This is a genomic window from Stenotrophomonas maltophilia group sp. msm1 (genome assembly GCF_032025805.1).
Classification (GTDB): domain Bacteria; phylum Pseudomonadota; class Gammaproteobacteria; order Xanthomonadales; family Xanthomonadaceae; genus Stenotrophomonas; species Stenotrophomonas hibiscicola.
Genome location: NZ_JAVSKH010000003.1, coordinates 157,082 through 179,112, shown reverse-complemented (window position 1 = coordinate 179,112; position 22,031 = coordinate 157,082). Strand labels below are relative to the sequence as shown.

Annotated in this window: 19 protein-coding genes; 11 read left to right on the top strand and 8 right to left on the bottom strand. The window is 65.2% G+C overall.

What is annotated here, in order from left to right:
* Nucleotides 1-3 precede the first annotated feature (3 nt).
* On the bottom strand, nt 4-225 hold the full coding sequence (locus tag ROV95_RS15970; RefSeq protein ID WP_019659156.1) for an RNA-binding S4 domain-containing protein: 222 nt from the start codon (nt 223-225) through the stop codon (nt 4-6).
* A 264-nt stretch (nt 226-489) separates the two neighbouring features.
* Here ROV95_RS15970 and ROV95_RS15965 point away from each other — a divergent pair, with 264 nt between their 5' ends.
* The 6 genes from ROV95_RS15965 (at nt 490) to ROV95_RS15940 (ending at nt 10,146) form a co-directional block, all read left to right on the top strand.
* On the top strand, nt 490-2,436 hold the full coding sequence (locus ROV95_RS15965; protein ID WP_251102961.1) for a DEAD/DEAH box helicase: 1,947 nt from the start codon (nt 490-492) through the stop codon (nt 2,434-2,436).
* Between the two features lie 218 nt (nt 2,437-2,654).
* Nucleotides 2,655-5,078: an EAL domain-containing protein gene (locus ROV95_RS15960; protein WP_111101996.1), complete on the top strand. Its 2,424-nt coding sequence runs from the start codon at nt 2,655-2,657 to the stop codon at nt 5,076-5,078.
* Nucleotides 5,079-5,187: 109 nt separating this feature from the next.
* Nucleotides 5,188-6,852, top strand: a complete 1,665-nt coding sequence (locus ROV95_RS15955) for a diguanylate cyclase (RefSeq protein ID WP_312545272.1) — start codon at nt 5,188-5,190, stop codon at nt 6,850-6,852.
* A gap of 34 nt (nt 6,853-6,886) precedes the next feature.
* A complete protein-coding gene (locus ROV95_RS15950; protein WP_019659152.1) occupies nt 6,887-7,609 on the top strand; it encodes a pseudouridine synthase in 723 nt (240 codons plus the stop codon).
* Nucleotides 7,610-7,752: 143 nt separating this feature from the next.
* Nucleotides 7,753-8,823, top strand: coding sequence for a sensor domain-containing diguanylate cyclase (locus tag ROV95_RS15945; protein WP_058983380.1), 1,071 nt, complete (start codon nt 7,753-7,755; stop codon nt 8,821-8,823).
* A 162-nt stretch (nt 8,824-8,985) separates the two neighbouring features.
* Complete coding sequence (locus tag ROV95_RS15940; protein WP_312545270.1) at nt 8,986-10,146, top strand: AAA family ATPase; 1,161 nt, start codon at nt 8,986-8,988, stop codon at nt 10,144-10,146.
* A 30-nt stretch (nt 10,147-10,176) separates the two neighbouring features.
* Here ROV95_RS15940 and ROV95_RS15935 read toward each other — a convergent pair whose 3' ends face one another.
* Nucleotides 10,177-11,124: a DMT family transporter gene (locus tag ROV95_RS15935; protein WP_010486385.1), complete on the bottom strand. Its 948-nt coding sequence runs from the start codon at nt 11,122-11,124 to the stop codon at nt 10,177-10,179.
* A gap of 78 nt (nt 11,125-11,202) precedes the next feature.
* Here ROV95_RS15935 and ROV95_RS15930 point away from each other — a divergent pair, with 78 nt between their 5' ends.
* A complete protein-coding gene (locus ROV95_RS15930; protein WP_229301601.1) occupies nt 11,203-11,817 on the top strand; it encodes a Pr6Pr family membrane protein in 615 nt (204 codons plus the stop codon).
* Here ROV95_RS15930 and ROV95_RS15925 read toward each other — a convergent pair.
* Both ROV95_RS15925 and ROV95_RS15920 read right to left on the bottom strand, forming a co-directional pair.
* Nucleotides 11,738-12,613, bottom strand: a complete 876-nt coding sequence (locus ROV95_RS15925) for a DUF72 domain-containing protein (protein WP_312545269.1) — start codon at nt 12,611-12,613, stop codon at nt 11,738-11,740. The two genes, ROV95_RS15930 and ROV95_RS15925, sit on opposite strands and share 80 nt — an antisense overlap.
* Nucleotides 12,610-13,053, bottom strand: coding sequence for a VOC family protein (locus ROV95_RS15920; protein ID WP_134729408.1), 444 nt, complete (start codon nt 13,051-13,053; stop codon nt 12,610-12,612). The genes ROV95_RS15925 and ROV95_RS15920 overlap by 4 nt, the downstream gene beginning before the upstream one ends.
* Before the next feature lie 110 nt (nt 13,054-13,163).
* Here ROV95_RS15920 and ROV95_RS15915 point away from each other — a divergent pair, with 110 nt between their 5' ends.
* Both ROV95_RS15915 and smrA read left to right on the top strand, forming a co-directional pair.
* Nucleotides 13,164-14,723 (top strand): serine hydrolase, encoded by a 1,560-nt coding sequence (locus ROV95_RS15915; RefSeq protein WP_019659145.1) that lies wholly within the window; start codon nt 13,164-13,166, stop codon nt 14,721-14,723.
* Between the two features lie 198 nt (nt 14,724-14,921).
* Nucleotides 14,922-16,754 (top strand): multidrug efflux ABC transporter SmrA, encoded by a 1,833-nt coding sequence (gene smrA / locus ROV95_RS15910; RefSeq protein WP_019659144.1) that lies wholly within the window; start codon nt 14,922-14,924, stop codon nt 16,752-16,754.
* 57 nt (nt 16,755-16,811) lie between these two features.
* On the opposite strand, the gene ROV95_RS15905 is transcribed toward smrA, so the two are convergent.
* The 4 genes from ROV95_RS15905 to ROV95_RS15890 form a co-directional block, all read right to left on the bottom strand.
* Nucleotides 16,812-17,870: a TraB/GumN family protein gene (locus ROV95_RS15905; RefSeq protein ID WP_312545267.1), complete on the bottom strand. Its 1,059-nt coding sequence runs from the start codon at nt 17,868-17,870 to the stop codon at nt 16,812-16,814.
* A 2-nt stretch (nt 17,871-17,872) separates the two neighbouring features.
* Nucleotides 17,873-18,850: a hypothetical protein gene (locus ROV95_RS15900; protein WP_312545266.1), complete on the bottom strand. Its 978-nt coding sequence runs from the start codon at nt 18,848-18,850 to the stop codon at nt 17,873-17,875.
* Complete coding sequence (locus ROV95_RS15895) at nt 18,828-19,550, bottom strand: hypothetical protein (protein WP_312545265.1); 723 nt, start codon at nt 19,548-19,550, stop codon at nt 18,828-18,830. The genes ROV95_RS15900 and ROV95_RS15895 overlap by 23 nt, the downstream gene beginning before the upstream one ends.
* A gap of 68 nt (nt 19,551-19,618) precedes the next feature.
* Nucleotides 19,619-19,789 carry a hypothetical protein gene (locus ROV95_RS15890; protein WP_157999904.1) on the bottom strand — a complete coding sequence of 57 codons (171 nt, stop codon included), beginning with the start codon at nt 19,787-19,789 and terminating at the stop codon, nt 19,619-19,621.
* Nucleotides 19,790-20,328: 539 nt separating this feature from the next.
* Here ROV95_RS15890 and agp point away from each other — a divergent pair.
* A complete protein-coding gene (gene agp / locus ROV95_RS15885) occupies nt 20,329-21,561 on the top strand; it encodes a bifunctional glucose-1-phosphatase/inositol phosphatase (RefSeq protein WP_312545262.1) in 1,233 nt (410 codons plus the stop codon).
* A gap of 110 nt (nt 21,562-21,671) precedes the next feature.
* A complete protein-coding gene (locus ROV95_RS15880) occupies nt 21,672-21,908 on the top strand; it encodes a hypothetical protein (protein WP_043396519.1) in 237 nt (78 codons plus the stop codon).
* Nucleotides 21,909-22,031 lie beyond the last annotated feature (123 nt).

Here is a 22,031-nt window from a genome sequence, read left to right as displayed (position 1 = left end):
AGATCAGCCGGCAGCCAGCACCCGGATCTGGCTGCCGGAAAATTCGACCACCTGGCCCGCGCGGATCTTGCAGGCCTTGCGCAGCTCGATTTCGCCATCGACCCGCACCTGGCCTTCACTGATGACCATCTTGGCCTCGCCGCCGCTGGTGACCAGGTCGGCCAGCTTGAGCAGCTGCTTGAGTTCGACGTAGTCACCGTCGAGGTCGAATTCGAGAATCTGCATGGAGCGGGTTCCTGGGAAGAGGGCGCAGGCCAGCGGCCGGGCCGGGAAGCGGGCGCGTATTGTGCGCCAGCACGGGCTCGACGGCACGCGCACGGAAAGCTGTACGCCTCGTTCAGGATCAATGCGGTATCATCCCGCTCTGAGCGAGTGAAATCTCCTCCGACCGAGCAGCGCCAGGGCACGCGATAAGAAGGGCGCCCAAAGCGCGGACCATCCCTTTTTTATCGCACTGCCAGGAAGACGGCAGTGCCTTCGGAGTTCCCCATGTCCCAAGATTCCCAAGCGCCGCTGCAGTTCGCGCAGCTCGGCCTGTCCGAGCCCGTGATGCAGGCGGTCACCGCCATCGGCTACGAAACCCCGTCGCCGATCCAGGCCGCCACCATCCCGGCGATGCTGGAAGGCCGCGACGTGCTGGGCCAGGCCCAGACCGGTACCGGCAAGACCGCTGCGTTCGCACTGCCGGTACTGTCCAACATCGACCTGCAGCAGATCAAGCCGCAGGCCCTGATCCTGGCGCCGACCCGCGAACTGGCCATCCAGGTCGCCGAGGCGTTCCAGTCCTACTCGTCGAAGATCCCGGGCTTCCGCGTGCTGCCGGTGTACGGCGGCCAGCCTTACGGGCAGCAGCTGTCGGCGCTGCGCCGTGGCGTGCACATCGTGGTCGGTACCCCCGGCCGCGTGATCGACCACCTGGACCGCAGCACCCTGGACCTGTCCGAGCTGAAGACCCTGGTGCTGGACGAAGCCGATGAAATGCTTCGCATGGGCTTCATCGACGACGTCGAAGCGGTGCTGAAGAAGCTGCCGGAGCAGCGCCAGGTGGCCCTGTTCTCGGCCACCATGCCGCCGCAGATCCGCCGCATCGCGCAGACCTACCTGCAGGATCCGGTGGAAGTGACCATTGCGGCCAAGACCACCACCTCGGCCAACATCCGCCAGCGTTACTGGTGGGTGAGCGGCATGCACAAGCTGGATGCGCTGACCCGCATCCTGGAAGTCGAGCCGTTCGACGCGATGATCATCTTCGCGCGCACCAAGGCCGGCACCGAAGAACTGGCCAGCAAGCTGCAGGCCCGTGGCCTGGCCGCTGCCGCCATCAACGGCGACATGCAGCAGGCCCAGCGTGAGCGCACCATCGCCATGCTGAAGGAAGGCAAGCTGGACATCCTGGTTGCCACCGACGTGGCCGCGCGCGGCCTGGACGTGGAGCGCATCAGCCACGTGCTGAACTACGACATCCCGTACGACACCGAAAGCTACGTGCACCGCATCGGCCGTACCGGTCGTGCCGGCCGCAGCGGCGAGGCGATCCTGTTCGCGACCCCGCGCGAGAAGGGCATGCTGCGCCAGATCGAGCGCGCCACCCGCCAGCCGATCGAAGAGATGCAGCTGCCGAGCGTGGAAGCGGTCAACGACACCCGCATCAACAAGTTCACCTCGCGCATCAGCGAAACCCTGGGTGCCGGTGGCCTGGACTTCTACCGCCAGCTGCTGGAGCGCTTCGAGAACGAGCAGAACGTGCCGGCCATCGAGATCGCCGCCGCGCTGGCCAGGATGCTGCAGGGTGACACCCCGTTCCTGCTGCAGCCGCCGGTGCGTACCCCGCGTGAAGAGCGCGCCCCGCGCGAGCGTTTCGACCGTGGCGACCGTCCGGAGCGTGGCGATCGCTTCGACCGCAACGAGCGCGGTCCGCGCTTCGAGCGTGGCCCGCGTCGCGACGACGCCGAAGGTGGTTTCGAGCAGCGTCCGCGCCGTGAGGTTCCGCCGCGTGGTGCACCGGAGCAGGGCATGGAGACCTACCGCATTTCGGTGGGCCATCAGCATGGCGTGAAGCCGGCCAACATCGTCGGCGCCATTGCCAACGAAGCGGGCCTGGAAAGCCGCTTCATCGGCCGCATCGACATCCACGACGACTTCTCGCTGCTGGACCTGCCGGCACAGATGCCGCCGGACGTGCTGTCGCACCTGCAGAAGGTGTGGGTGTCCGGCCAGCAGCTGCAGATGCGTGCGCTGGCTCCGGGTGAAGAAACCAACCCGGCCCCGCGTCCGTTCAAGCCGCGCTTCGACAAGCGTGGCCCGGGCGGCCCGGGTGGCCCGCGTCGTGGTGGCCCGGGTGGTCCGGGTGGCCATGGTGGCGACCGCGGCGGTGACCGCGACAGCCGCCCGCCGCGTCGTGACGGCTTCAAGCCGCGCGGCCCGCGCAGCTTCTAAGCCGCACCCGCAGCCGTCCATAACAACGCCAGCCCCCGGGCTGGCGTACAGGAAAAGGGGACGGAGGGGATTAAGTCGTAAATGGCAGGCCATGCGCTTATGCCGAAAACGACTTAATCCCCTCCGTCCCCTTTTTCGCATGGCCCACACATTGCCGGTCATAGGCTGGGCCGGTTCCAAGGCAGGTTGTCACCGCAGCACATTCGGGGGGATCCGGGATGGGTAGAAGTGGCACGGACCAGCAGAGCCGGCGGGTGCCGATGACCCGTGGGCTGGGATTGCGCTTTGCGTTGTTGACGGGCATGGCGATCGGGCTGGTCGCATTGTCCGCGTTGATCCAGGAACTGCAGGCGGCTTCGACGGCCTGGATCGCCGGCCAGGGTTACTGGTCACGCGGGCAGCAGGATGCCACTGCTGCGCTGAGCCGCTACCTGGCGCGCGGCCATGCCCAGGACCTGGAGGACGCGCGCCAGGCCCTGCGGATTCCGTTGGGAGATCTGCAGGCCCGGTTGGCGCTGGAACAGGCGGTACCGGACGAGGAGAAGGCCCGGCAGGGCTTCCTGCAGGGTGGCAACGCGCATGCCGATATCCCGCGTCTGGTGTTCTCGTTCCGCTATGCACGCGACATCGGCGCCTTCCGCGAAGCAACCGCGTTGTGGCGGCAGACCGACGATGACCTGTTGGCGGTGCAGCGGCTGGTCGCCGAGCTGCAGTCGGCGCACGCCGAAGGCACGCTGCCAGTGGCCGACCGCGACCGTTACCTGCAACAGTTGCGCGATCTGGACCGGCGGCTGCAGGTGCAGGCGCAGTCGTTTTCCCGAGCGTTGCTGCGCATGGCCACGATGGTGCGGATCGCCACGCTCGTGGTTGGTGGGCTGTCGGTGCTTGCGATCAGCCTGATGGCGGTGGCCCTCGCGCGCCGCGTCGGCAAGGACCTGACCGAACATGAAAGCCGCTTCCGCGCCGCCTTCTATCAGGCCAATGTCGGCATGCTCAAGCTCGACACCGAAGGCAAGGTGATCGAAGCCAACCAGGCGATGGCCGATATCCTCGACTACCGGCGCGACGTGCTGCTGCAGATGTCGTTGGGCGATCTGCTGATGGACGGCGAGCTTGTCATCGATGGGGTGGGCCGTATCGACTGGGACCGGCAGCTGCGGCCGAGCGAACTGCGCTTCCGCCGTCGCGATGGCAGCCTGGTCTGGGGCCGCTGGAGCGGCACCGGCGTGCGCAGCGCCGCCGGTGGCCTGTCGGTGTTCGCGATCATCGAGGACGTCAGCCAGAACCATGCACTGGCGCGCGAGATCGAGCACCACGCCAGCCATGACCCGCTGACCGGCCTGATCAACCGCCGCGAGATCGAACGGCTGCTGGAACGCGCGCTGTTGCAGGTGCGCAGCGAAGGCGGCACGCACGCGCTGTGCTATATCAACCTGGACCATTTCAAGCTGGTCAACGACAGCTTCGGCCACGCCGCTGGTGACCAGATGCTGCGCGCCTTCGCCGAGTACCTGGTGGCGGCGGTGCGTGATGGTGACTGGGTCGGCCGGCTGGGTGCGGACGAGTTCGCGGTGTTCCTCGCCCATGCCGGGCAGGACGAGGCCAAGCGCGTGCTGCAGCGGGTGATCCGCAACCTGGGCCAGGCCACGTTTCCGATCAGCGAGGGCAGCCCGCAGCTGAGCTGCAGCATCGGCGTGGTCGAGGTCAGTGCAGATGCGCCGGACGTGAACTGGTTGATGAGTGCCGCCGACAGCGCCTGCTATGCCGCCAAGCAGGCCGGGCGCAACCGCGTGCACTGCTTCAATGAGAACCGCATGGCGCTGGAGGAGCGGCGGCAGGAGGCCGAGCGCCTGCAGGGCGTCAGCCTGGCGATGGCCGAGAATCGCATGCTGCTGTATGCACAGCGCATCGCCCGCGTGGGGGATCCGTCCTACCTGCACTACGAGGTGCTGGTGCGCATGCGTGGCACCGATGGCAGCCTGCATCTGCCCGGCCAGTTCATGCCGGCGGTGGAGCGCTATGGCATGGCGGTGGCGCTGGACCGGCACGTGCTCGGGCTGCTGTTCCGCCACCTGCAGGTGTGCCCGGCGCACGTGCGCCAGCTGGGCCTGTGCAACGTCAACGTGTCCGCGCAGTCGATCGCCGAACCGGGATTCCTCGCCTTCGTCTGCGACCTGCTCGAGCGCAACCGCGCGCTGGCCTCCAAGCTGTGCTTCGAGATCACCGAGACTGCGGCGATCAGCAACCTCAGCCAGGCCCGCGCCTTCATCGATGCGGTGAAGGCACGGGGGTGCCGGATGGCGCTGGATGACTTCGGCTCCGGCCTGTCTTCCTTCGGCTACCTGCGCCAGTTGCCGGCGGACATCCTGAAGATCGACGGCGCCTTCGTGCGCGACATGGATACCGACCCTGTCAGCCACGCCACGGTGCGCGCGATCAGCGAGCTCGGGCGCGAGCTGCAGATGGAAGTGGTGGCCGAGTGGGTGGAGACCGCCGAGGTTGCCGGTGCGCTGACCCGGCTTGGCGTACAGGGGCTGCAGGGCTATGCCATCGAACGGCCGCAGCCGCTGGAGCGGCTGACCCTGGTCGATCTGCGCCCGGTACGGCTGGTCGCGGTGAAGGGGCCGCCGGCGGCTGGCTGAACCGCGGGCGCCGACTTTGGTGTACACATGCGTGGCGTGCCCGGCTGCGATAATGCGCGTCAGGGGCGGCGCGCAGTGGGCGCGGACGTAAGCAGGAACAGGACGTGGCGTGGGCGGCAGGCAGTGGCGGTATGGAACAGGAGCGGTGCTGGCCGTCCTGATGGTGTGGTTGGCGTTGCCGTGGCCGCTTCAGGCTGCAGAGGCCGTGCCGGGCCATGATTATCTCCTGGTCGGCGGCGCTACCGACGAGCCGACGCCGCACCGCGCATGCACGCCGCAGATGCTGTCCGGCGCCCGCCAGCAGGTGCTGGTGCCGGCTCCGCCGCAGGGCTGGTCAGGCCAACCGCAGGCGCTGGACGTGTTCAACGTCTTTGCCGGTGAAGTGCGCGTCCAGCATGGTGACCGCGAGATCTGCGGCAACATGCACGACGCGCGCACCCGCGATTCACGTTTCCGGGCTGGCATCGGCCTGGTGGCGGTACCGCCGGCCGGCAGCCATGAGCCGTTCCTGGTCTCCTGGCAGACACCGCTGAAGACACGTTGGGTACCGACCCTGCGGCTGGGCGCGCCCAGCCCGGTGCAGCAGAACGACACCGCCCGCCTGCTGGTGCGCGCGGCCTGCATCGCGGTGGCGATCGCGCTGGCGCTGTCGGCGTTGATGGCCTTCCTGACCACCCGGGACCGCAGTTTCCTGGTCTACATCGCCGGCACCACCGTGATGGTGCTGTGGCAGGCCATCCTCGGCGGGCTCAGCGGCTATCCGGAACCCTGGCTGCCGGTGGGCGAGCACGGCGCATGGTGGCTGCTGGCGCTGACCGCTGCTACCCAGGCACTGGTGCTGCCGGCGCTGTGGCGGCTGAACGGAGGCGATCGCGTGCTGCCTCGATCGCGCCCGGCCCAACTGGTGGTGTTGTGGGCCCTGATGGCGCTGGCCGTGCTGGTGCCGTGGCTGCGCTGGGAGCATCTGGCGTGGGTCGCGAAGGGCTTGCAGGTGTCCTATCTGTCCGGATGTGGCCTGGCACTGATGGTCGGCGTCTGGGCACGCTGGCGCGGCGACCGTTGGGCGCAGGCGGGTCTGGCCGCGCTGGCACCGATGCTGGTACTGATCATCGCCGATGCCTGTGGTGCGGCGTGGCTGCTGGAGTACCGGGTGGAGGCGCTGCAGCTGGCGGTGACCTGGCTGTTGATGATGGCCGCGTATGCGTTGAACCAGCGGCTGGGCCGGCTGCGCCAGCAGCGTGATGAACTTCGCCAGCTGGCCGAGACCGACGGCCTGACCGGGCTTCCCAACCGTCGCGCCGGACTGCAGCAGCTGGCCCGCCATCTGGAACGGGTGGACCGTGAGCGCGGCCCGCTGGTGATCGGCTTCCTCGACATCGACCTGTTCAAGGACATCAACGACCGCCACGGCCACGCAGTGGGCGATCAGGTGCTGGTGGCGGTGGCGCGTGCCCTGCGCGCGGCGGTGCGCAGCCAGGACGAAGTGGTGCGGATGGGCGGCGAAGAGTTCCTGCTGCTGATGCCCGGCATGCCGCGCGAGGTGGCGTCGGCACGGCTGGACCGCCTGCGCCAGCGCATCACCGAGGCTGGCCAGGCCCTGCAGGTGCCGGGGCTGGAGGTGACCGCCAGCATCGGCCTGGCGCAGTGGCGACCGGGCGAGGACGATCTGGCCGGGCTGCTGCGGCGCGCCGACCATGCCATGTACGTGGCAAAGCGGGCGGGCCGCAACCGGGTCTTCGACGGCGAGGAGCTCGATCCGCCCGCCCTGGCATGAAGCGCAGCGGGCGGCGATGCCGGATAATGGGCCGATGACCACCCGACTCAACAAACATATCGCCGACACCGGCTTCTGCTCCCGCCGCGAGGCCGATCGCCTGATCGCCGCGCGCCGCGTTACCGTCAACGGCCATCCGGCCGGTACCGGCGCGGTGGTGGGCGAGGAAGACCAGGTGCTGGTCGACGGCCAGCCGCTGCGCGCCCGCGTGGCACGCAAGCCCGGCGCCCGCCGCCACGTCTACATCGCATTGAACAAGCCGGTCGGCGTCACCTGCACGACCGAAACTTCGGTCAAGGGCAACATCGTCGACTTCGTCGGCCATGAACAGCGCATCTTCCCGATCGGCCGCCTGGACAAGGACTCCGAAGGCCTGATCCTGATGACCAGCAATGGCGATATCGTCAACCAGATCCTGCGTGCCGAGAACGGCCACCAGAAGGAATACCTGGTGGCGGTGAACAAGCCGGTCACCGATGAGTTCCTGCGCGGCATGGCGCGCGGCGTGCGCATCCACGACCAGATGACGCTGCCGTGCAAGACCTCGCGCATCGCCAAGTTCGGTTTCCGCATCACCCTGCAGCAGGGCCTGAACCGGCAGATCCGCCTGATGGCTGCCGAGTTCGGCTATCGCGTGACCCAGCTGCGCCGCGTGCGCATCGACAACATCAAGATCGGCGCGCTGAAGCCGGGCCAGTGGCGCAACCTGACCGAGCAGGAGCTGCAGGGCCTGCTGCCGAAGCAGCTGGACTGGTAACGCGCGGTAGTGCCGGCCGCTGGCCGGCTACTCCAGGCATCGAATGCGCGCGGGATGCCGGCCAGCGGCCGGCACTACCCGTTGTGCGGATTACACGCCGGCATCAGCTAGACTTTGCAGTGACCTGCCGGAAGTGACGCTGCATGATCAAGCCCGACAAGCCTGCCAACGAAGCCCTCCGGCTCGAGGCGCTGTACCGCTACCGGATCCTTGATTCGCAGCGCGAGAAGTCATTCGACGACCTGGTGGCGATCGCCAAGGCGGTCTGCGGTACCTCGATGGCGGCGGTGACCCTGATTGACGTCGAACGGCAATGGTTCAAGTCGATCCAGGGCATCGACGCGGCGGAAAACCTGCGCAGCGAATCGATGTGTGGCCACGCCATCCTGCAGCCGCATGAAATCATGGTGGTCGAGGATGCGTTGCAGGACATCCGCTTCCACGACAACCCGGTGGTGACCGGCGACCCGCACATCCGCTTCTACGCCGGTGCGCCGCTGATCAGTTCCGATGGCCTGCCGCTGGGTACGCTGTGCGTGTTCGATGCACAGCCGCAGCACCTGCCAAGCGACAAGGCCGAGGCGCTGGCCGCGCTGTCGCGGCAGGTGATGCTGGTGATGGAGCTGCGCCGTTTCGCGCTCGACATCCAGAACCACATGCTGGAACGCGATGATTACGAGCGCCTGCTGTCGGAGTACCACGACGTGCTGCTGGCGCAGAACGCCGACCTGGCCGAGCAGAGCCGCACCGATGCGCTGACCGGCCTGCCAAACCGCCGCGCGATGGCGGCGGCGCTGGACGAGGCAGTGGCGGTGACCGGGGATCAGCCCGCTGTGGCCTGCGTCGCGCTGCTGGACATCGACCACTTCAAGCACATCAACGATTTCCAGGGCCACGCCACCGGCGACCGGGTGCTGGCCGAGCTGGGCACGCTGCTGCGCTCGCACTTCGCCGGCCGTGGCATGGCCGCGCGCTATGGTGGCGAGGAGTTCGTGGCGGTGATGCCGGCGACCGACCTGCAAACCGCCGAACTTCAGTGCGAGTTCCTGCGCCTGGCCGTTGCTGATCTGCCGCTGGGGTTCCCGGTCACGATCAGTATTGGAGTGGCCCAGCACCAGCCCGGTGAAAGCGTGGATGAGACGCTGGCACGTGCCGACAAGGCGCTGTACCGGGCCAAGGGCAAAGGCCGCAACCGGGTGGAACGGGCGGACTGAAACACGGCGGTTCGCGCGTTGAACGCATGCGACGCGTGGATGATTCGATGCCGCTCCAGTAGATCCACGCCATGCGTGGATGCTCTTCCCGTTTCACTTGGCGTCGCAGCTCCTGCGATCAGAACCGGCCAGCATGACGCTCTGTTTCCCCGGACGCCGCCCATGCTGCAGACCCTGGCCATCGCCCACTATCGTTCGCTGCACGGGCTCGTACTGCCGCTGCAGCAGTTGAATGTGGTGACCGGTGACAACGGCAGTGGCAAGTCCAGCCTGTACCGTGCCCTGCGCCTGCTGGCCGAGACCGCGCAGGGCGGCGTCGCGGCGGTGCTGGCCCGCGAAGGCGGGCTGGGCTCGGCGCTGTGGGCGGGTCCGGAAAAAATGGACCGTCGGGTTGCTGCCGGCGAAATCCCCCTGCAGGGCGGCCCACGCCAGGAATCGGTGGGATTGAAGTTGGGCTTCGCCACTGACGAATTCGGCTACGCCATCGATCTGGGCTACCCGCCGCCCAGTCGATCGGCCTTCGCACTGGACCCGCAGATCAAGGCCGAGGCGATCTGGGCCGGCCCGTTCCTGCGCAGCGCCAACCTGCTGGTTGATCGCCGTGGGGCAATGGTTCGGCAACGTCATGCGCGCGGTTGGGATCTGGTGGATGACCGGTTGTCGCTGTTCGACAGCCTGTTCACCCAGGTCGGCGATCCGCAGCGCCTGCCGGAAACCATCGCCCTGCGCGAGTACATCCGTCGCTGGCGCTTCTACGACTATTTCCGCAGCGACGCCGATGCACCGGCGCGGCAGCCGGCGATGGCCACGCGCACGCCGGTGCTGCATCACGACGGCCGGGATCTGGCCGCGGCCTGGGTCACCATCCTCGAGATCGGAGACCCGGTGGCGTTGGCACGCAGCGTCGGCGATGCGTTCCCCGGTGCCACGGTCGGCTTCGAGGAGCTGGACGGTCGACTGGCCCTGCGCTTCCACCAGCCGGGGTTGCTGCGGCCGTTGTCGATGGCCGAACTGTCCGACGGTACGCTGCGCTTCCTGCTGCTGGCTGCTGCGCTGCACACGCCGCGTCCACCGCCGCTGCTCGTGCTCAACGAGCCGGAGACCAGCCTGCATCCGGACCTGCTGCCGGCGCTGGCGCGGCTGATCATCGCAGCCAGTTCGCGCAGCCAGGTATGGGTGGTGTCACACGCCAGCCGCCTGATCGCGGCGCTGGAACAGGCGCCAGGGTGCCATTCGCTGCATCTGTACAAGGAACAGGGCCGCACGCTGTTGAGCGGGCAGGGCCTGCTGGATGCGCCGGCCTGGCATTGGCCGCAGCGTTGATACGGGCGTCCACGCCATGCGTGGACGCATTCAATCGGCGATGTTGCGCGCCTCGGCCGTGCCAAGAATCTCCGGATGCTGCACCGGCTTGCGGCGGTTCAGCAGCGGATGCAGGAACACCGCGCCGACGATGATCGCCACGCCCAGGTAGAACCACGGGGTGACCTCGTGCTGCTCGCGCAGCAGCACCACCGCCAGCACCACCGCATAGACCGGCTCCAGGTTGGTCACCAGCTGCACCGTGTAGGCGCTCAGGTGGCGCAGTGCGACCAGGGCCAGGGCAAACGGCAGCAGCGTGCAGAACCCGGCCAGCACCAGCAGCAGGATGCCGTCGTGCAGGTCCGGGACCACCCACAACGGGCTGGCCAGCGCAGGCAGCAGGTAGGGCATCAGCGGCGCCAGCAGGGTCAGGGTGAGGGTGCCCGCACCCAGCTCCAGCGCGGTGACCGTGAGCGGATCGGCGTGGCTGACCATGCGCTTGTTGAGCGAGCCGAACACCGCCACCAGCAGCGCTGAGATCGCGCCGATCAACACACCCAGGCGCATGCCATCGGGCACGCCACCGACCACCAGCGCAACACCCGGCAGCACCGCCAGGCCGAACGCCAGCTCACGCAGCTGGAACGGCCGCTTGGCCACCCACGGTTCGATGATCGAGGTGAACACCGGCGCCAGTGCGATGCAGGTGGCAGCCACCGAGGCATTGGCCAGCTTCACCGCGCCATAGAAGGTCAGCCAATGCAGGGCGACCAGCGCGCCAATGCCGGCGTAGCCGGCGACCAGCCGCAGGGGCAGGGTGCGCAACCCGCGCCAGACCCGTGGCAGCAGGGCCAGCATCGCCGTCACCAGCAGCATGCGCCACCACACCAGCGGCAGTGCGGGCAGGGTGATCAGCTTGCCGAGGATGGCGGTGATGCCCCACAGCAGGACACAGAAGTGGATCTGCCACAGCGCTTTGCGGGTGTCGGGTGTGCTCATCGGCCTATTGTGAGGCAATCGCGCGGCCGTCGGCGATGACTGTGGCATGCTCGCGGCATCGACCCAGAGAACCGAGCCATGGCAGCCGATTGCTCCCTTCTGCGCGGATGGGCCGCACTGACTGCCCTGATGGCGGCAGCCTCGCTGCTGTTGCAGTACCTGTTGCTGGTGCAGGGGCCGGGGGCGGCGGCCGGGATCGGCGTGGCGACGCTGCGTTTCTTCGGCTATTTCACCATTCTCAGCAACCTGGCTGTCTGCGTCGGATGTGGGTGGGTGGTCCTTGGCAGAGTGCTCAAGCCGGCGGTGGCGGCGAGCCTGGCGCTGTGCATCGGTGTGACCGCGTGCGTCTACGTGCTTGCATTGCAGGGGCTGTGGCAACCGACCGGGCTGCAATGGTGGGTCGATGCGGGCCTGCACTATGTCGTGCCTGCCCTGTTCCTGCTGGGGTGGCTGCTGCTGTTGCCGCACGGTGAGCTGCGCTGGCGCGCGCTGGGCGGCGTGCTGCTGGTACCGCTGGCCTACCTTGGCTGGGCGATGCTGGTCGCTGCAACGACCGGACAGGCGCCGTATCCATTCCTCGAACTGCAACGCCTGGGCCTGGCGGCCTTCCTGCTCAACGTGCTGCGCGTTGCGGGCGTGTTCGTGGTGGGCTGGACCCTGCTGTGGGGGCTGGACCGCTGGCGCCGTCGATGAGGCGCTGCAGGGCCATCGCTGCCGCCGGGTTGCGGGCCTTGCCTGCACCGATGCACAGCAGGTAGACCTCGCGCGGGGTTTCCGGGGCGTGCCCGGCCAGACAGGGCAGGTCGTCCACCGGCTCGCCGCGTGACCAGCGTCGCGCGCGTTCAGCCCAGCGCTGCTGCACGGGCGCAGGCAGGCCCTCTTTCAAGCGGACTTGGCTGCGCTTGATCCGCGCGTAGACGAAGCCCGAACTGACGTCGCCGTGCAGCGGCGCCTCGTCGCTGTCCTCGATCACCAGTGCCACGCCGTGGCGGCGCGCGGCGGCGACCAGTGCGGGGCCATGTGCTGCGGCATTGCGGACCTCCAGCGCATGCTGCAGCGGCACCCCTTCCAGCTGCTTCGGCAGCTGCGCCATCAGCGCGTCCAGTGCATCGGCGTCGGCCGGGTGGCGTGGATCGAACTGCCACAACAACGGGCCAAGCCGGTCACCGAGCGCGATCGCTGCCTGCAGGAAGGGCGCGGCTGCCTCCACCGTGCTGGACAGGTCGCGGCGCTGCACCAGGTAGCGCGGTGCCTTCATCGCAAAGCGGAAGCCTTCCGGCGTCTGCGCGGCCCACTGCGCGCACTGTGCGGCGGTGGGCGTGCGGTAGAAGGTGCCGTTGATTTCGATGCAGCGCAGGGCGCGGCTGGCATGGGCCAGCTCTTCACGCTGCGGCAGGCCCACGGGGTAGAAAACGCCGCCGCGCCATTCGGGAAACACCCAGCCACCGATGCCGCAGCGGATCTCCGCCTGCCGGGCGGTCGCGGTCACTGGCCGTGGTCCGTGCGCCACGGGTCGTAGCTGCCGAACCACCACAGATAGCCTTCCGGGTCGGCGCAGGCATAGCCACGGCCGCCGTAGTCCTGGTCGGCGATGTCGATGACGATGCGGGCACCGGCGGCCTTGGCCCGGGCGTAGTGCGCGTCGGCATCGGTGACGATCACGCAGGCACTCTGCGTCTGGCGGCCGCCGACCTCATCAGGCAACGCCGCATGCTCGCTCCACGCGCTCTGGTTGCTGGCCGAGCCCAGCATGATCATGCCGGTGCCGAAGGTCAGCTGCGCATGGAACACCGTGTCGCCGTCGGCATACACGGCCTGGGCATGGAAGCCGAAGGCGCGCTGCAGCCAGTCGATGGCGGCCTGCGCGTCGCGATAGCGCAGGCACGGAATGATGGTGGAGCCGTTGCTCGGTTGGCCGTTTCCGCCCATGACACCCCTCCAATGGCACAGGGCAGGGTGCGCCGCAGACCGTTACCATCCCGCGAAACCCCGGTGACGGCCTGCACATGGCCGCTACCCCTGTTCGGAGATCGTGCTGGATGAAACCCTGGATTGGAGGAGCCGTGCTGCTGGCGTGCACGACCATGGCGAGCGCTGCCACCCCGGCGCAGCTGCAGGAGCTGGATGCGACCGTCGAGCGCGTGCGCGCGCAGTTCGACGTGCCCGGTATTGCGGTGGCGGTGGTCAAGGATGGCGAGGTGGTGCTGGAGCGCGGCTGGGGCGTGCGCGAGCAGGGCAAGCCGGAACCGGTGCAGGCCGATACGCTGTTTGCCATTGCGTCCAACACCAAGGCGTTCACCGCCACTTCGCTGAACCTGCTGGCCGAGGACGGCAAGCTGAAGATGGATGACAAGGTGATCGACCACCTGCCGTCGTTCCGCATGTCCGATCCGTTCGTGACCGGGCAGATGACGATCCGCGACCTGCTGTCGCACCGCAGCGGGCTGAGCCTGGGTGCCGGCGACCTGCTGTTCTGGCCGGCCACCTCCTACAGCAATGCCGAAGTAGTCGAACGGCTGGGCAGGGTGCCGCTGAAGGGCGGTTTCCGCGAGAGCTACGCGTACGACAACATCCTGTACGCGGTTGCCCAGCAGGTGATCGAGCATGTCTCGGGCATGAGTTACCAGCAGTTCCTGCAGACGCGCATCTTCGACAAGGTGGGCATGACCGGCACGCGCTACAACGCCGATCACCTGAAGCCGGGCGACAAGGCCGCGGTCGGCCACGCCAAGTACGATTTCAAGGACCTGCGCACCGTTGCGCCGCTGACCTGGTCGAACAATGCCGGCGCCGGCGGCATCTATTCCAGCGCGCACGACATGGCGCGCTGGATGCAGGTGCAGCTGGCCGAAGGCAAGCTGGCCGACGGCACGCCGTTGTTCAGCGAGAAGAGCCAGCAGCAGATGTGGCGGATGATCACGCCGCAGTCGATCCCGGCGCCGAGCGTGCCGGAGCTGGCACCTGCGCGGGCCAACTTCGCCGGCTATGGCGAAGGCTGGAGCCTGAGCGACTACCGTGGGCAGAAGCTGGTCTGGCATACCGGTGGCTGGCCGGGCATGGTTTCGCGGCTGACCCTGGTACCGGGCGAGAAACTGGGCGTGGTGGTGCTGACCAATCAGGAAGTGGGCGCGGCGTTCAATGCGATCACCCTGAGCGTGCTCGATGCCTACCTGGGCGGTGAAAAGCATGACTGGGTGGACGCCTATGCCAAGGCCGTGGCCAAGGGACAGGACAAGGCCGACGAGGCCTGGGCCAAGCACCAGAGCGCACGCGACAAGGGCAGCAGGCCATCGCTGGCGCTGGCCGGCTACACCGGCAGCTTCCGTGACCGCTGGTATGGCGACATGCAGATCAGCGCCGAAGGCAAGGGCCTGCGCCTGCGCTTTGCGAAGACCGCGCAGCTGAGCGGGCGCCTGGAGCACTGGCAGCACGACACCTTCATCGTGCGCTGGGACGACCGTTCGCTCAACGCCGACGCCTTCGTGAACTTCAGCCTGGACCCGGACGGCAAGGTACGCGAGGTGCGCATGCAGCCGATTTCCGACCTGACCGATTTCAGTTTCGATTTCCAGGACCTGCTGTTCACCCCGGTGAAATGACGCCGCCGGGCGTGCCCCGGCGCTGACGTTTGACGAATCCGATGGGTAGTGCCGGCCGCTGGCCGGCCACTTCAGCTTCCCGGGAGGCGTCACAAGGTTGCCGGCCAGCGGCCGGCACGACCGCAGCCGCAGCGATCATCGGCCGGCGTACACATGCGGCGTGGGATACTCCGCCGGCTAAGATGGCGAGGGAATGCGATGTTCCGTTGGTTTGAATCCCTGATTCCGGTGTTCCCGCCCGTGGATGGGCGCATGCCACCGCGCAAGGTGCTGCCGTTCTACCTGCACTACCTGCGCCCGGTGTGGCCGGTGCTGCTGGCCACGCTCATCGCCGGCCTGCTCCTGGCGCTGGTGGAAGTGGCCATGTTCGATTACCTGGGCCGCATCGTCGACATGGTCGCCGAGCAACCCGGTGCCGATTTCTTCAAGCGCCATGCCAATGAACTGGGCTGGATGCTGTTCATCACGGTCATCGCGCGGCCGATCCTGGTCGGCCTGCACAACCTGCTGGTCAACCAGGCCATCGTGCCCGGCCTGAGCAACCGCTCGCGCTGGCTGATGCACAACTACGTGGTTCGGCAGAGCCTGAGCTTCTTCCAGAACGACTTCGCCGGCAGCGTCGCCAACCGGGTGATGCAGACCGGTACCTCGCTGCGCGAGTCGGCGGTGCAGATGGTCGACTCGCTCTGGTACATCGTGGTCTATACCGGCACCGCGCTGTACCTGTTCGCGCAGGCCGACTGGCGGCTGATGGTGCCGCTGATCCTGTGGCTGCTGGCCTACGTGGTGATCATGGTCTACTTCGTGCCGCGCGCGAAGGAGCGGGCCTGGATCGCCTCGGAAGCACGTTCGAAGGCAATGGGCCGCATCGTCGATGGCTACACCAACATTCCCACGCTGAAACTGTTCGCCCATGGCGGGCGCGAGCAGGCCTACGTGGCCGAGTCGATCCAGGAGCTGGCAGTCAAGCACCGCGCGCAGACCCGGGTGACCACCGGCATGGACCTGACCATCGCCATCGTCAACGGTTTCCTGATTGCCGGTACCTGTGGCCTGGCCCTGTGGCTGTGGAATGGCGGCCACATCACTGTCGGCGCGATCACGCTCGCGACCGGCCTGGTGATCCGCATCCACAACATGTCCGGCTGGATCATGTGGACCATCAACGGCATCTTCGAGGACATCGGTACGGTACAGGATGGCATCACCACCATTGCCCAGCCGCTGACCGTGCAGGACCGCGAGGACGCGGTGCCGCTGCAGGTGACCCGCGGTGGCGTGCACTTCCAGGACATCCACTTCCACTACGGCAAGAAGGGCGGCGTGATCGCAGGCCTCGACCTGGTGGTGAAGCCGGGCGAGAAGATCGGCCTGGTGGGTCCTTCCGGTGCCGGCAAGTCGACCCTGGTCAACGTGCTGCTGCGCCTGTACGACCTGGAAAGCGGCCGCATCCTGATCGACGACCAGGACATTGCCTACGTCACTCAGGAAAGCCTGCGCCAGCAGATCGGCGTGGTCACCCAGGATACCTCGCTCCTGCATCGCTCGATCCGCGACAACCTGCTGTACGGCCGCCCGGACGCGACCGATGAGCAGTTGCGCGCTGCGGTGGCCAAAGCACGTGCCGAGGCCTTCATCGATACGCTGGTGGACGGGCAGGGGCGTCGTGGCTACGACGCGCATGTCGGCGAGCGCGGCGTGAAGCTGTCCGGCGGCCAGCGCCAACGCATCGCCATTGCCCGCGTGCTGCTGAAGGACGCACCGATCCTGGTGCTGGACGAAGCAACCTCGGCACTGGACTCGGAAGTGGAAGCGGCGATCCAGGACAGCCTGGATGAGCTGATGGGCGGCAAGACGGTGATCGCCATCGCGCACCGGCTGTCGACCATCGCGCGCATGGACCGGCTGGTGGTGATGGACCAGGGCCGCATCGTCGAGACCGGCAGCCATGCCGAACTGATTGCGGCCGGTGGCCTGTATGCGCGCTTGTGGGCGCGGCAGACCGGTGGCTTTGTGGCTGCCGATCAGTGACTTCGATGTGACCGCGTTGCAAGGTGCCAAGTTACATCGTCACCCGTCCGGATGATTTCAGGTTTCACTTGCTCCGATGTTTGGAGGTCGCGGCTGATCGCCAAAGAACACCCTGGCATCGGGGATGTATCCCTCGTCCACGAGTACCGCGGCCATGCCTCTTGAATGCAGAAGATCATCCAAGGGCAGAGTGGTGAAAACCGTACTGTGCCGCGAAGTAGTTGAGCGGAGCACTGCAACCCAGTGAGTTCGTCTCTGGATATCAAGGTCAATATTCATCGTAGTGGCGATCGCGTCGTTGGTCAGACGAGCCCAGCACCGGGAGGGCGATGGAGGGGCATGCAGGAGCGCGCCCGATTCAATATCTCCCTCTGCCCACGCATGACCTAGCTCATCTAGGTTATCGAGCCAGGGCCGCAGGCTTGATGTGGCATCCGAGAAGCATTTGCGGTCTTTCACGGAGTCAATGTGAAAATTCTGGATAGTTTCCCTGGCGCCTCTCACCAGCATCGGGAAGCGGGCGTTGATCATCGGGATCCCATGATCGCGGGCCATGCGGTCAATGGCTCGAGAAAGTGGCTCACCGGCTCGGGCTCCACTGAATTGCAGTGCAGCATCATGAATTTTCCAAGCCGCGTACATTGGGCGCATCCTCTCAATGCTCGCGTCATGCAGGCCATAGAGAATCTTGAGATCGCTCAATCGCGTGTACTCTTCTTCGGTGAGCTCGTCACGAAGCGTTCTTCTACCTGAAAGGAACTTGAGCTTGCGGATGGCGGGCCACAGAATGAGGCTGCGAAATACCCCGCCATCGTGCTCCACGGTCACGCCCGGAGGGCTCAGAATTGCATCAGACGTCGAGATTGCTGCTTCAACGCTGCGAGTATCGATGGATAGGCTCTTTCTTAGGGGTTGAATCGTGCCCAGTACAAGCAGCGTTGAAGAGCCTTTTCTGAACTGCCAGATGCGCGGGCCGGGGGCTGAGTGGACCGCGTGGATCGCAGGGAGATGAGTTGCATCGGCATTCTCTTGATCCGTTGCGTATCCATTGATGGGCGCCATCGCCATCAGGGCGATGGCCGCCAAGGTAATGGAAGGAGAATGAAATTGATCCATGTTCAATCCAGGCATGTCGTATAACGCGTGTGTGGCTTGGTTCGCGGGTCATTGGAGAACATGTGCCAAGCTTCATCGATTGTTTCGGGGTGGAACATCGGGAACTTGGAGGATTTCATGAAGTGTTGCCTGATGTACTGCCAATAGATGGCCTGAGGTCCCATTGCACGCTCAAGGAAACGATAGACTTCAGCCATCGTCCAGTAGTCAGCTACTTCAGATGGAAGCGATGCTCGCGTCGGTATAGGCTCGATGGCATCTCCGAAAGTAATAGTTGCTCGAAGATCCCGGTCAACGACGGAGATGGCTGGCAATATGCAACTTCCGGTTTTGCGCGCCATTGCGGCGGTTCCCAGCATGATGTCCAAGGGGCGCCCCAAAAATGGAATGCAATAGGCTTCTTCGCGAAAGCGGTGGACATCGGGCATCATGATGACTGCAGCTCTATTTTTCAGTGCGCGAAGCGCTATGCCTATCCCTCTGGCATTCGAGTGGATGATGCTCGCGCGGCATCCGGCGTGATTGAAGAGCCGGTGGTACAGGTCGTCGAACAATTCGTTGCCTGCATGGTTCTTTGGGTCGCCATAGAAGATGTAGATGTCACGCAGATGGCGAATGTGCTCCATCAGACGGACCGCAGACAGGGTATAGTGGCCGTGATGCGGCAGTGCGATCACAACTCCCCTGTCGGCAGGGAGCTTTCCATCGATTGAGGAGTAGTCGGAACGGTCGATGCAGTGGACCGCCTCCAACAGTGACGGGCGGCAAAGGTCAGCCAACTGGGAGCTGATGGAGGCTTTCGATTGATACCAGCTGTAGTAGGAATCCATATCGAGTCCGCTGACTTCGCATGCGGAGAGGATGGCTTTCCTTTCCCTATCGGAAAGGGTCAATCCAAGCTGTTGCTCTGTCTGGACGCTGTGCCGAAAGGTGGCCTCCGGGGCAGGCTGACGACTCTCATGTGCTTGACTTTCGTGCATCCTGGACCTCCTTTGCTGGCTGCGATGCGCGGTAGAGGTTCTTGAGTTGTCCATGGAGCCAATCGAAATGCTTGGGATTGAAGTCAGGATGCTTCCAGTACATGTGCATCAGAGCTGAGTGAAAGACACGCTGACGGAATCTGCTCTCGACTAGCCGTGTAGCAGGCCATCGCTTTGTCTGAACTGGTTGCGCGAGCCAGTCTCCTCCAAGCTTCTGGTTGGAATCCAGATGGTTCGAAATAGTGCGCAGAACGGAAGTGATGGGTGAGCAGGGTGGCAATTTGATCGTGTCATCGCATGTGCCTGTCATGATTTGAAATTCGTGGATGCTGTTGAGGACTCCTTCCACCAGAGGCAGGTAGCGCTGCTGCCCGTGGTGGGACGTCAAGACAGGAGCGTCAAGGCTGGATGTAAGCTGGTCACTGAACACGATAATGGTGTGAATTCCCGCATCACCCTCCAGTTTGCGAAGCGCGTCGGATGGCGTTGTCGAGTAAGCGGGATCTGTGCCAATTGTCTCGGTGATCAATCCCCTTCTGCGGAGTTCGATAGCGCGATTAATATTGGATCGAGTCGTCGCGGCAATGATTGCGGTCGATGATGATGTGTCGTTTGGCAAGGGGAATGTTCCATCGCATCGCATGCGGCTTTGTTCTGGGCTTTGTGCTATTCGGCTCATGCCGTCATGACTGCGAGTCATCGTGATTCTGATCCTGTTTGATAGTGTTGATGGCACGCATCCACGCCGCGTGCCATCAACGGAGTCTGTCAGCGCTCTTCGTAATTGTTCGATCCGCAGCAGTCACTGCTGAATGCGGCTACTTTGATTTCGTCCGCCTCGGTTTCAAACACTGCGTCGAGGGATCTTGCATTTGCGCTGGATGATTTCATCCATGCGGCGACGGCGTTTGGATCTGAAATGGTTGCGGATGCGTGCATGACGTAATTCCTTTTATAGGTGTGTGTTGATGACCAGGGCACATCCCTTGGTCGGCATCAAGAATGCGCCGTCCGTATGGCTACTTGCTGTCAGTGGTAGCGGGTTCGTTGCGTAGGACTTCTCTTTTAATTTCTGCATCAGTCTCGTAGTCGAGCAAGCTGCTCTGCGCGCTGTGTCCGTGGCTTGTTCTGATGCCTGGAGCTTCTCTTGAATGTCGGGGCCGGGGATGTAGCGCAGGGCGGCGTCGAGATCCTGGATCGGTTCGGCGCTCGCGTGTATCAATCAGACGAGGACGTGACTCAGGGAGCATCCTCGAGTGGGAGGCGATCACTGGATATTTCACGACTGGATGCGTTTGCATCGCGTGTCGGGGAGGTCATGGGTTGACGGTGCTACCATCCCCATTCGGTAGCTCGGAGAACGGTCTGTTCACCGTTTTGACATTGCCGTGCCGACCGTTGATCAGCAGACATGGGCTCGAGACTCTATCTGCACTATAGGAGCAGTGATGCAGGTTCAATCGTGCTCAAAGACTCGGATGCACTTCCGTATCTTTCGTTGCCTATCGCTGGTGACGAGCCTTGTGACCGCTGTTCCAGCCATCGCGGACAATGGCGAGGTGAGCGGAACACGTGAGGGCTCACTTGAGCAGGTCATCCTGCTCAGCCGCCACAACCTGCGCGCGCCGGTGGTGGCGTCGGGCGCGCTGGCCAATGCCACTCCGGAGCGCTGGCCAGGCTGGGACGTGGGCGCAGGCGAGCTCACCACCAAAGGCGGCGTGCTGGAGGTCTATATGGGCCGTTACATGGGCCGGTGGCTGCGTCAGGCGCAGCTGTTGCCGGCTTCGGGTTGCCCGCAGTTGGCTGACTTCCACGCCCATGCCAACAGCCTTCAGCGCACCCAGGCCACCGCGCAGTTCTTCGTTGCCGGTGCCTTCCCGGGCTGTCATGTCGCGGTCGAGCAGCGCATGGCGCTGGGCACGATGGATCCGTTGTTCAATCCGGTGATCCACAACAGAGACACGGTCTTCCGCGAGCGCGCTATGTCGGCAATGCAGCCAGCGCTGGCCGCATCGGAACTGGCACCGGCACTGTCCGTGGTGGAGCAGATCACCCGCTACCCGCAGTCGGCGGCCTGTGCGGGGCACAGCGAGTGCCATCTGATGCTGGCCGACACGATCTTCAATGCGGAACCGGGCAAGGAACCACGCGCGTCCGGTTCGCTGGCCCTGGCCAGCGGGTTGGTCGATGCCTTCTTGATGGAGCACTACCAGGGCAGTGGCATCCCCCGCGAAGGCTGGGGCCGGTTGACCACCGAGGCGCAATGGCAGGCGCTGGCGCAGATCCGCAACCGCTACCAGGACATCCTGTTCGGAACGCCCGAAGTGGCGCGCGATGTGGCCGCCCCGCTGCTGGCAAGAGTGAATGCGTTGTTCGAGGACCCGGCATCGCCAAAGGTGAGCCTGCTGGTCGGCCACGATTCCAACATTGGTTCGGTGCTGGTGGCGTTGGGAATCACGGACTACAGCCTGCCGGGGCAGTACGAGAAGACGCCGATCGGCGGCCTGCTGCAGTTCGAGCGCTGGCGTGATCGTGGGGCCGGTGAAGTGCGTTACCGGTTGGTGTATGTCTATCCCACGCGCGAGCAGCTACGTGGTGCGATCCCGTTGACCGACGCACAGCCGCCGGGCCGGGTGGAGCTGATGCTGCCGGGCTGCGCGCAGTCGGGTTGCAGTGAAGCGCAGTTCAACAACCTGTTGCATTCACCTTGAATCCGGGATGGATGGCGGCGTCGCAGTGTGATGAGACGGAAGCAGCTTCGCGCCCCTTATGCTCGGATTCGAGTAGTCTCCAGCAATCAACCAAGCGATCCCGGTGAATCATGAACATCACGGACTTCCTTGTAATGGACGGTGATGGAGATGAAATATGGGCCGACCCCCATGGCAGCAACATTGCCTTTACGTGTTTTGATTGTGGATATCCGGTGGTGGCTGATGCCTCGGAGAACCAACGTGGGAGCGATGAGGATTGTCCCGCTGCCTGCCGCGGGTGTGGTGTGGAGTACTTCCTCGATTTGAGACTGGACTCGAGGAAGCTGTATATCCACATCGTCTGATTGAGTGGCGGCAGAAGCGGTGCGAACCAAGGTTCGCACCCACCAGGATGGCAGTTCGCACCACCAGGATGGCAGTTCGCAACCGCCAGAACAGAAAACGGCCCGGGTTTTTCCCCGGGCCGT

Bases quoted from the DNA above. Each gene is read 5' to 3' on its own strand.
- ROV95_RS15970 (WP_019659156.1), bottom strand. From the start codon at position 225: ATGCAGATTCTCGAATTCGACCTCGACGGTGACTACGTCGAACTCAAG.
- ROV95_RS15965 (WP_251102961.1), top strand. From the start codon at position 490: ATGTCCCAAGATTCCCAAGCGCCGCTGCAGTTCGCGCAGCTCGGCCTG.
- ROV95_RS15960 (WP_111101996.1), top strand. From the start codon at position 2,655: ATGGGTAGAAGTGGCACGGACCAGCAGAGCCGGCGGGTGCCGATGACC.
- ROV95_RS15950 (WP_019659152.1), top strand. From the start codon at position 6,887: ATGACCACCCGACTCAACAAACATATCGCCGACACCGGCTTCTGCTCC.
- ROV95_RS15945 (WP_058983380.1), top strand. From the start codon at position 7,753: ATGATCAAGCCCGACAAGCCTGCCAACGAAGCCCTCCGGCTCGAGGCG.
- ROV95_RS15940 (WP_312545270.1), top strand. From the start codon at position 8,986: ATGCTGCAGACCCTGGCCATCGCCCACTATCGTTCGCTGCACGGGCTC.
- ROV95_RS15935 (WP_010486385.1), bottom strand. From the start codon at position 11,124: ATGAGCACACCCGACACCCGCAAAGCGCTGTGGCAGATCCACTTCTGT.
- ROV95_RS15930 (WP_229301601.1), top strand. From the start codon at position 11,203: ATGGCAGCCGATTGCTCCCTTCTGCGCGGATGGGCCGCACTGACTGCC.
- ROV95_RS15920 (WP_134729408.1), bottom strand. From the start codon at position 13,053: ATGGGCGGAAACGGCCAACCGAGCAACGGCTCCACCATCATTCCGTGC.
- ROV95_RS15915 (WP_019659145.1), top strand. From the start codon at position 13,164: ATGAAACCCTGGATTGGAGGAGCCGTGCTGCTGGCGTGCACGACCATG.
- smrA (WP_019659144.1), top strand. From the start codon at position 14,922: ATGTTCCGTTGGTTTGAATCCCTGATTCCGGTGTTCCCGCCCGTGGAT.
- ROV95_RS15905 (WP_312545267.1), bottom strand. From the start codon at position 17,870: ATGGATCAATTTCATTCTCCTTCCATTACCTTGGCGGCCATCGCCCTG.
- ROV95_RS15900 (WP_312545266.1), bottom strand. From the start codon at position 18,850: ATGCACGAAAGTCAAGCACATGAGAGTCGTCAGCCTGCCCCGGAGGCC.
- ROV95_RS15895 (WP_312545265.1), bottom strand. From the start codon at position 19,550: ATGACTCGCAGTCATGACGGCATGAGCCGAATAGCACAAAGCCCAGAA.
- ROV95_RS15890 (WP_157999904.1), bottom strand. From the start codon at position 19,789: ATGCACGCATCCGCAACCATTTCAGATCCAAACGCCGTCGCCGCATGG.
- agp (WP_312545262.1), top strand. From the start codon at position 20,329: ATGCACTTCCGTATCTTTCGTTGCCTATCGCTGGTGACGAGCCTTGTG.
- ROV95_RS15880 (WP_043396519.1), top strand. From the start codon at position 21,672: ATGAACATCACGGACTTCCTTGTAATGGACGGTGATGGAGATGAAATA.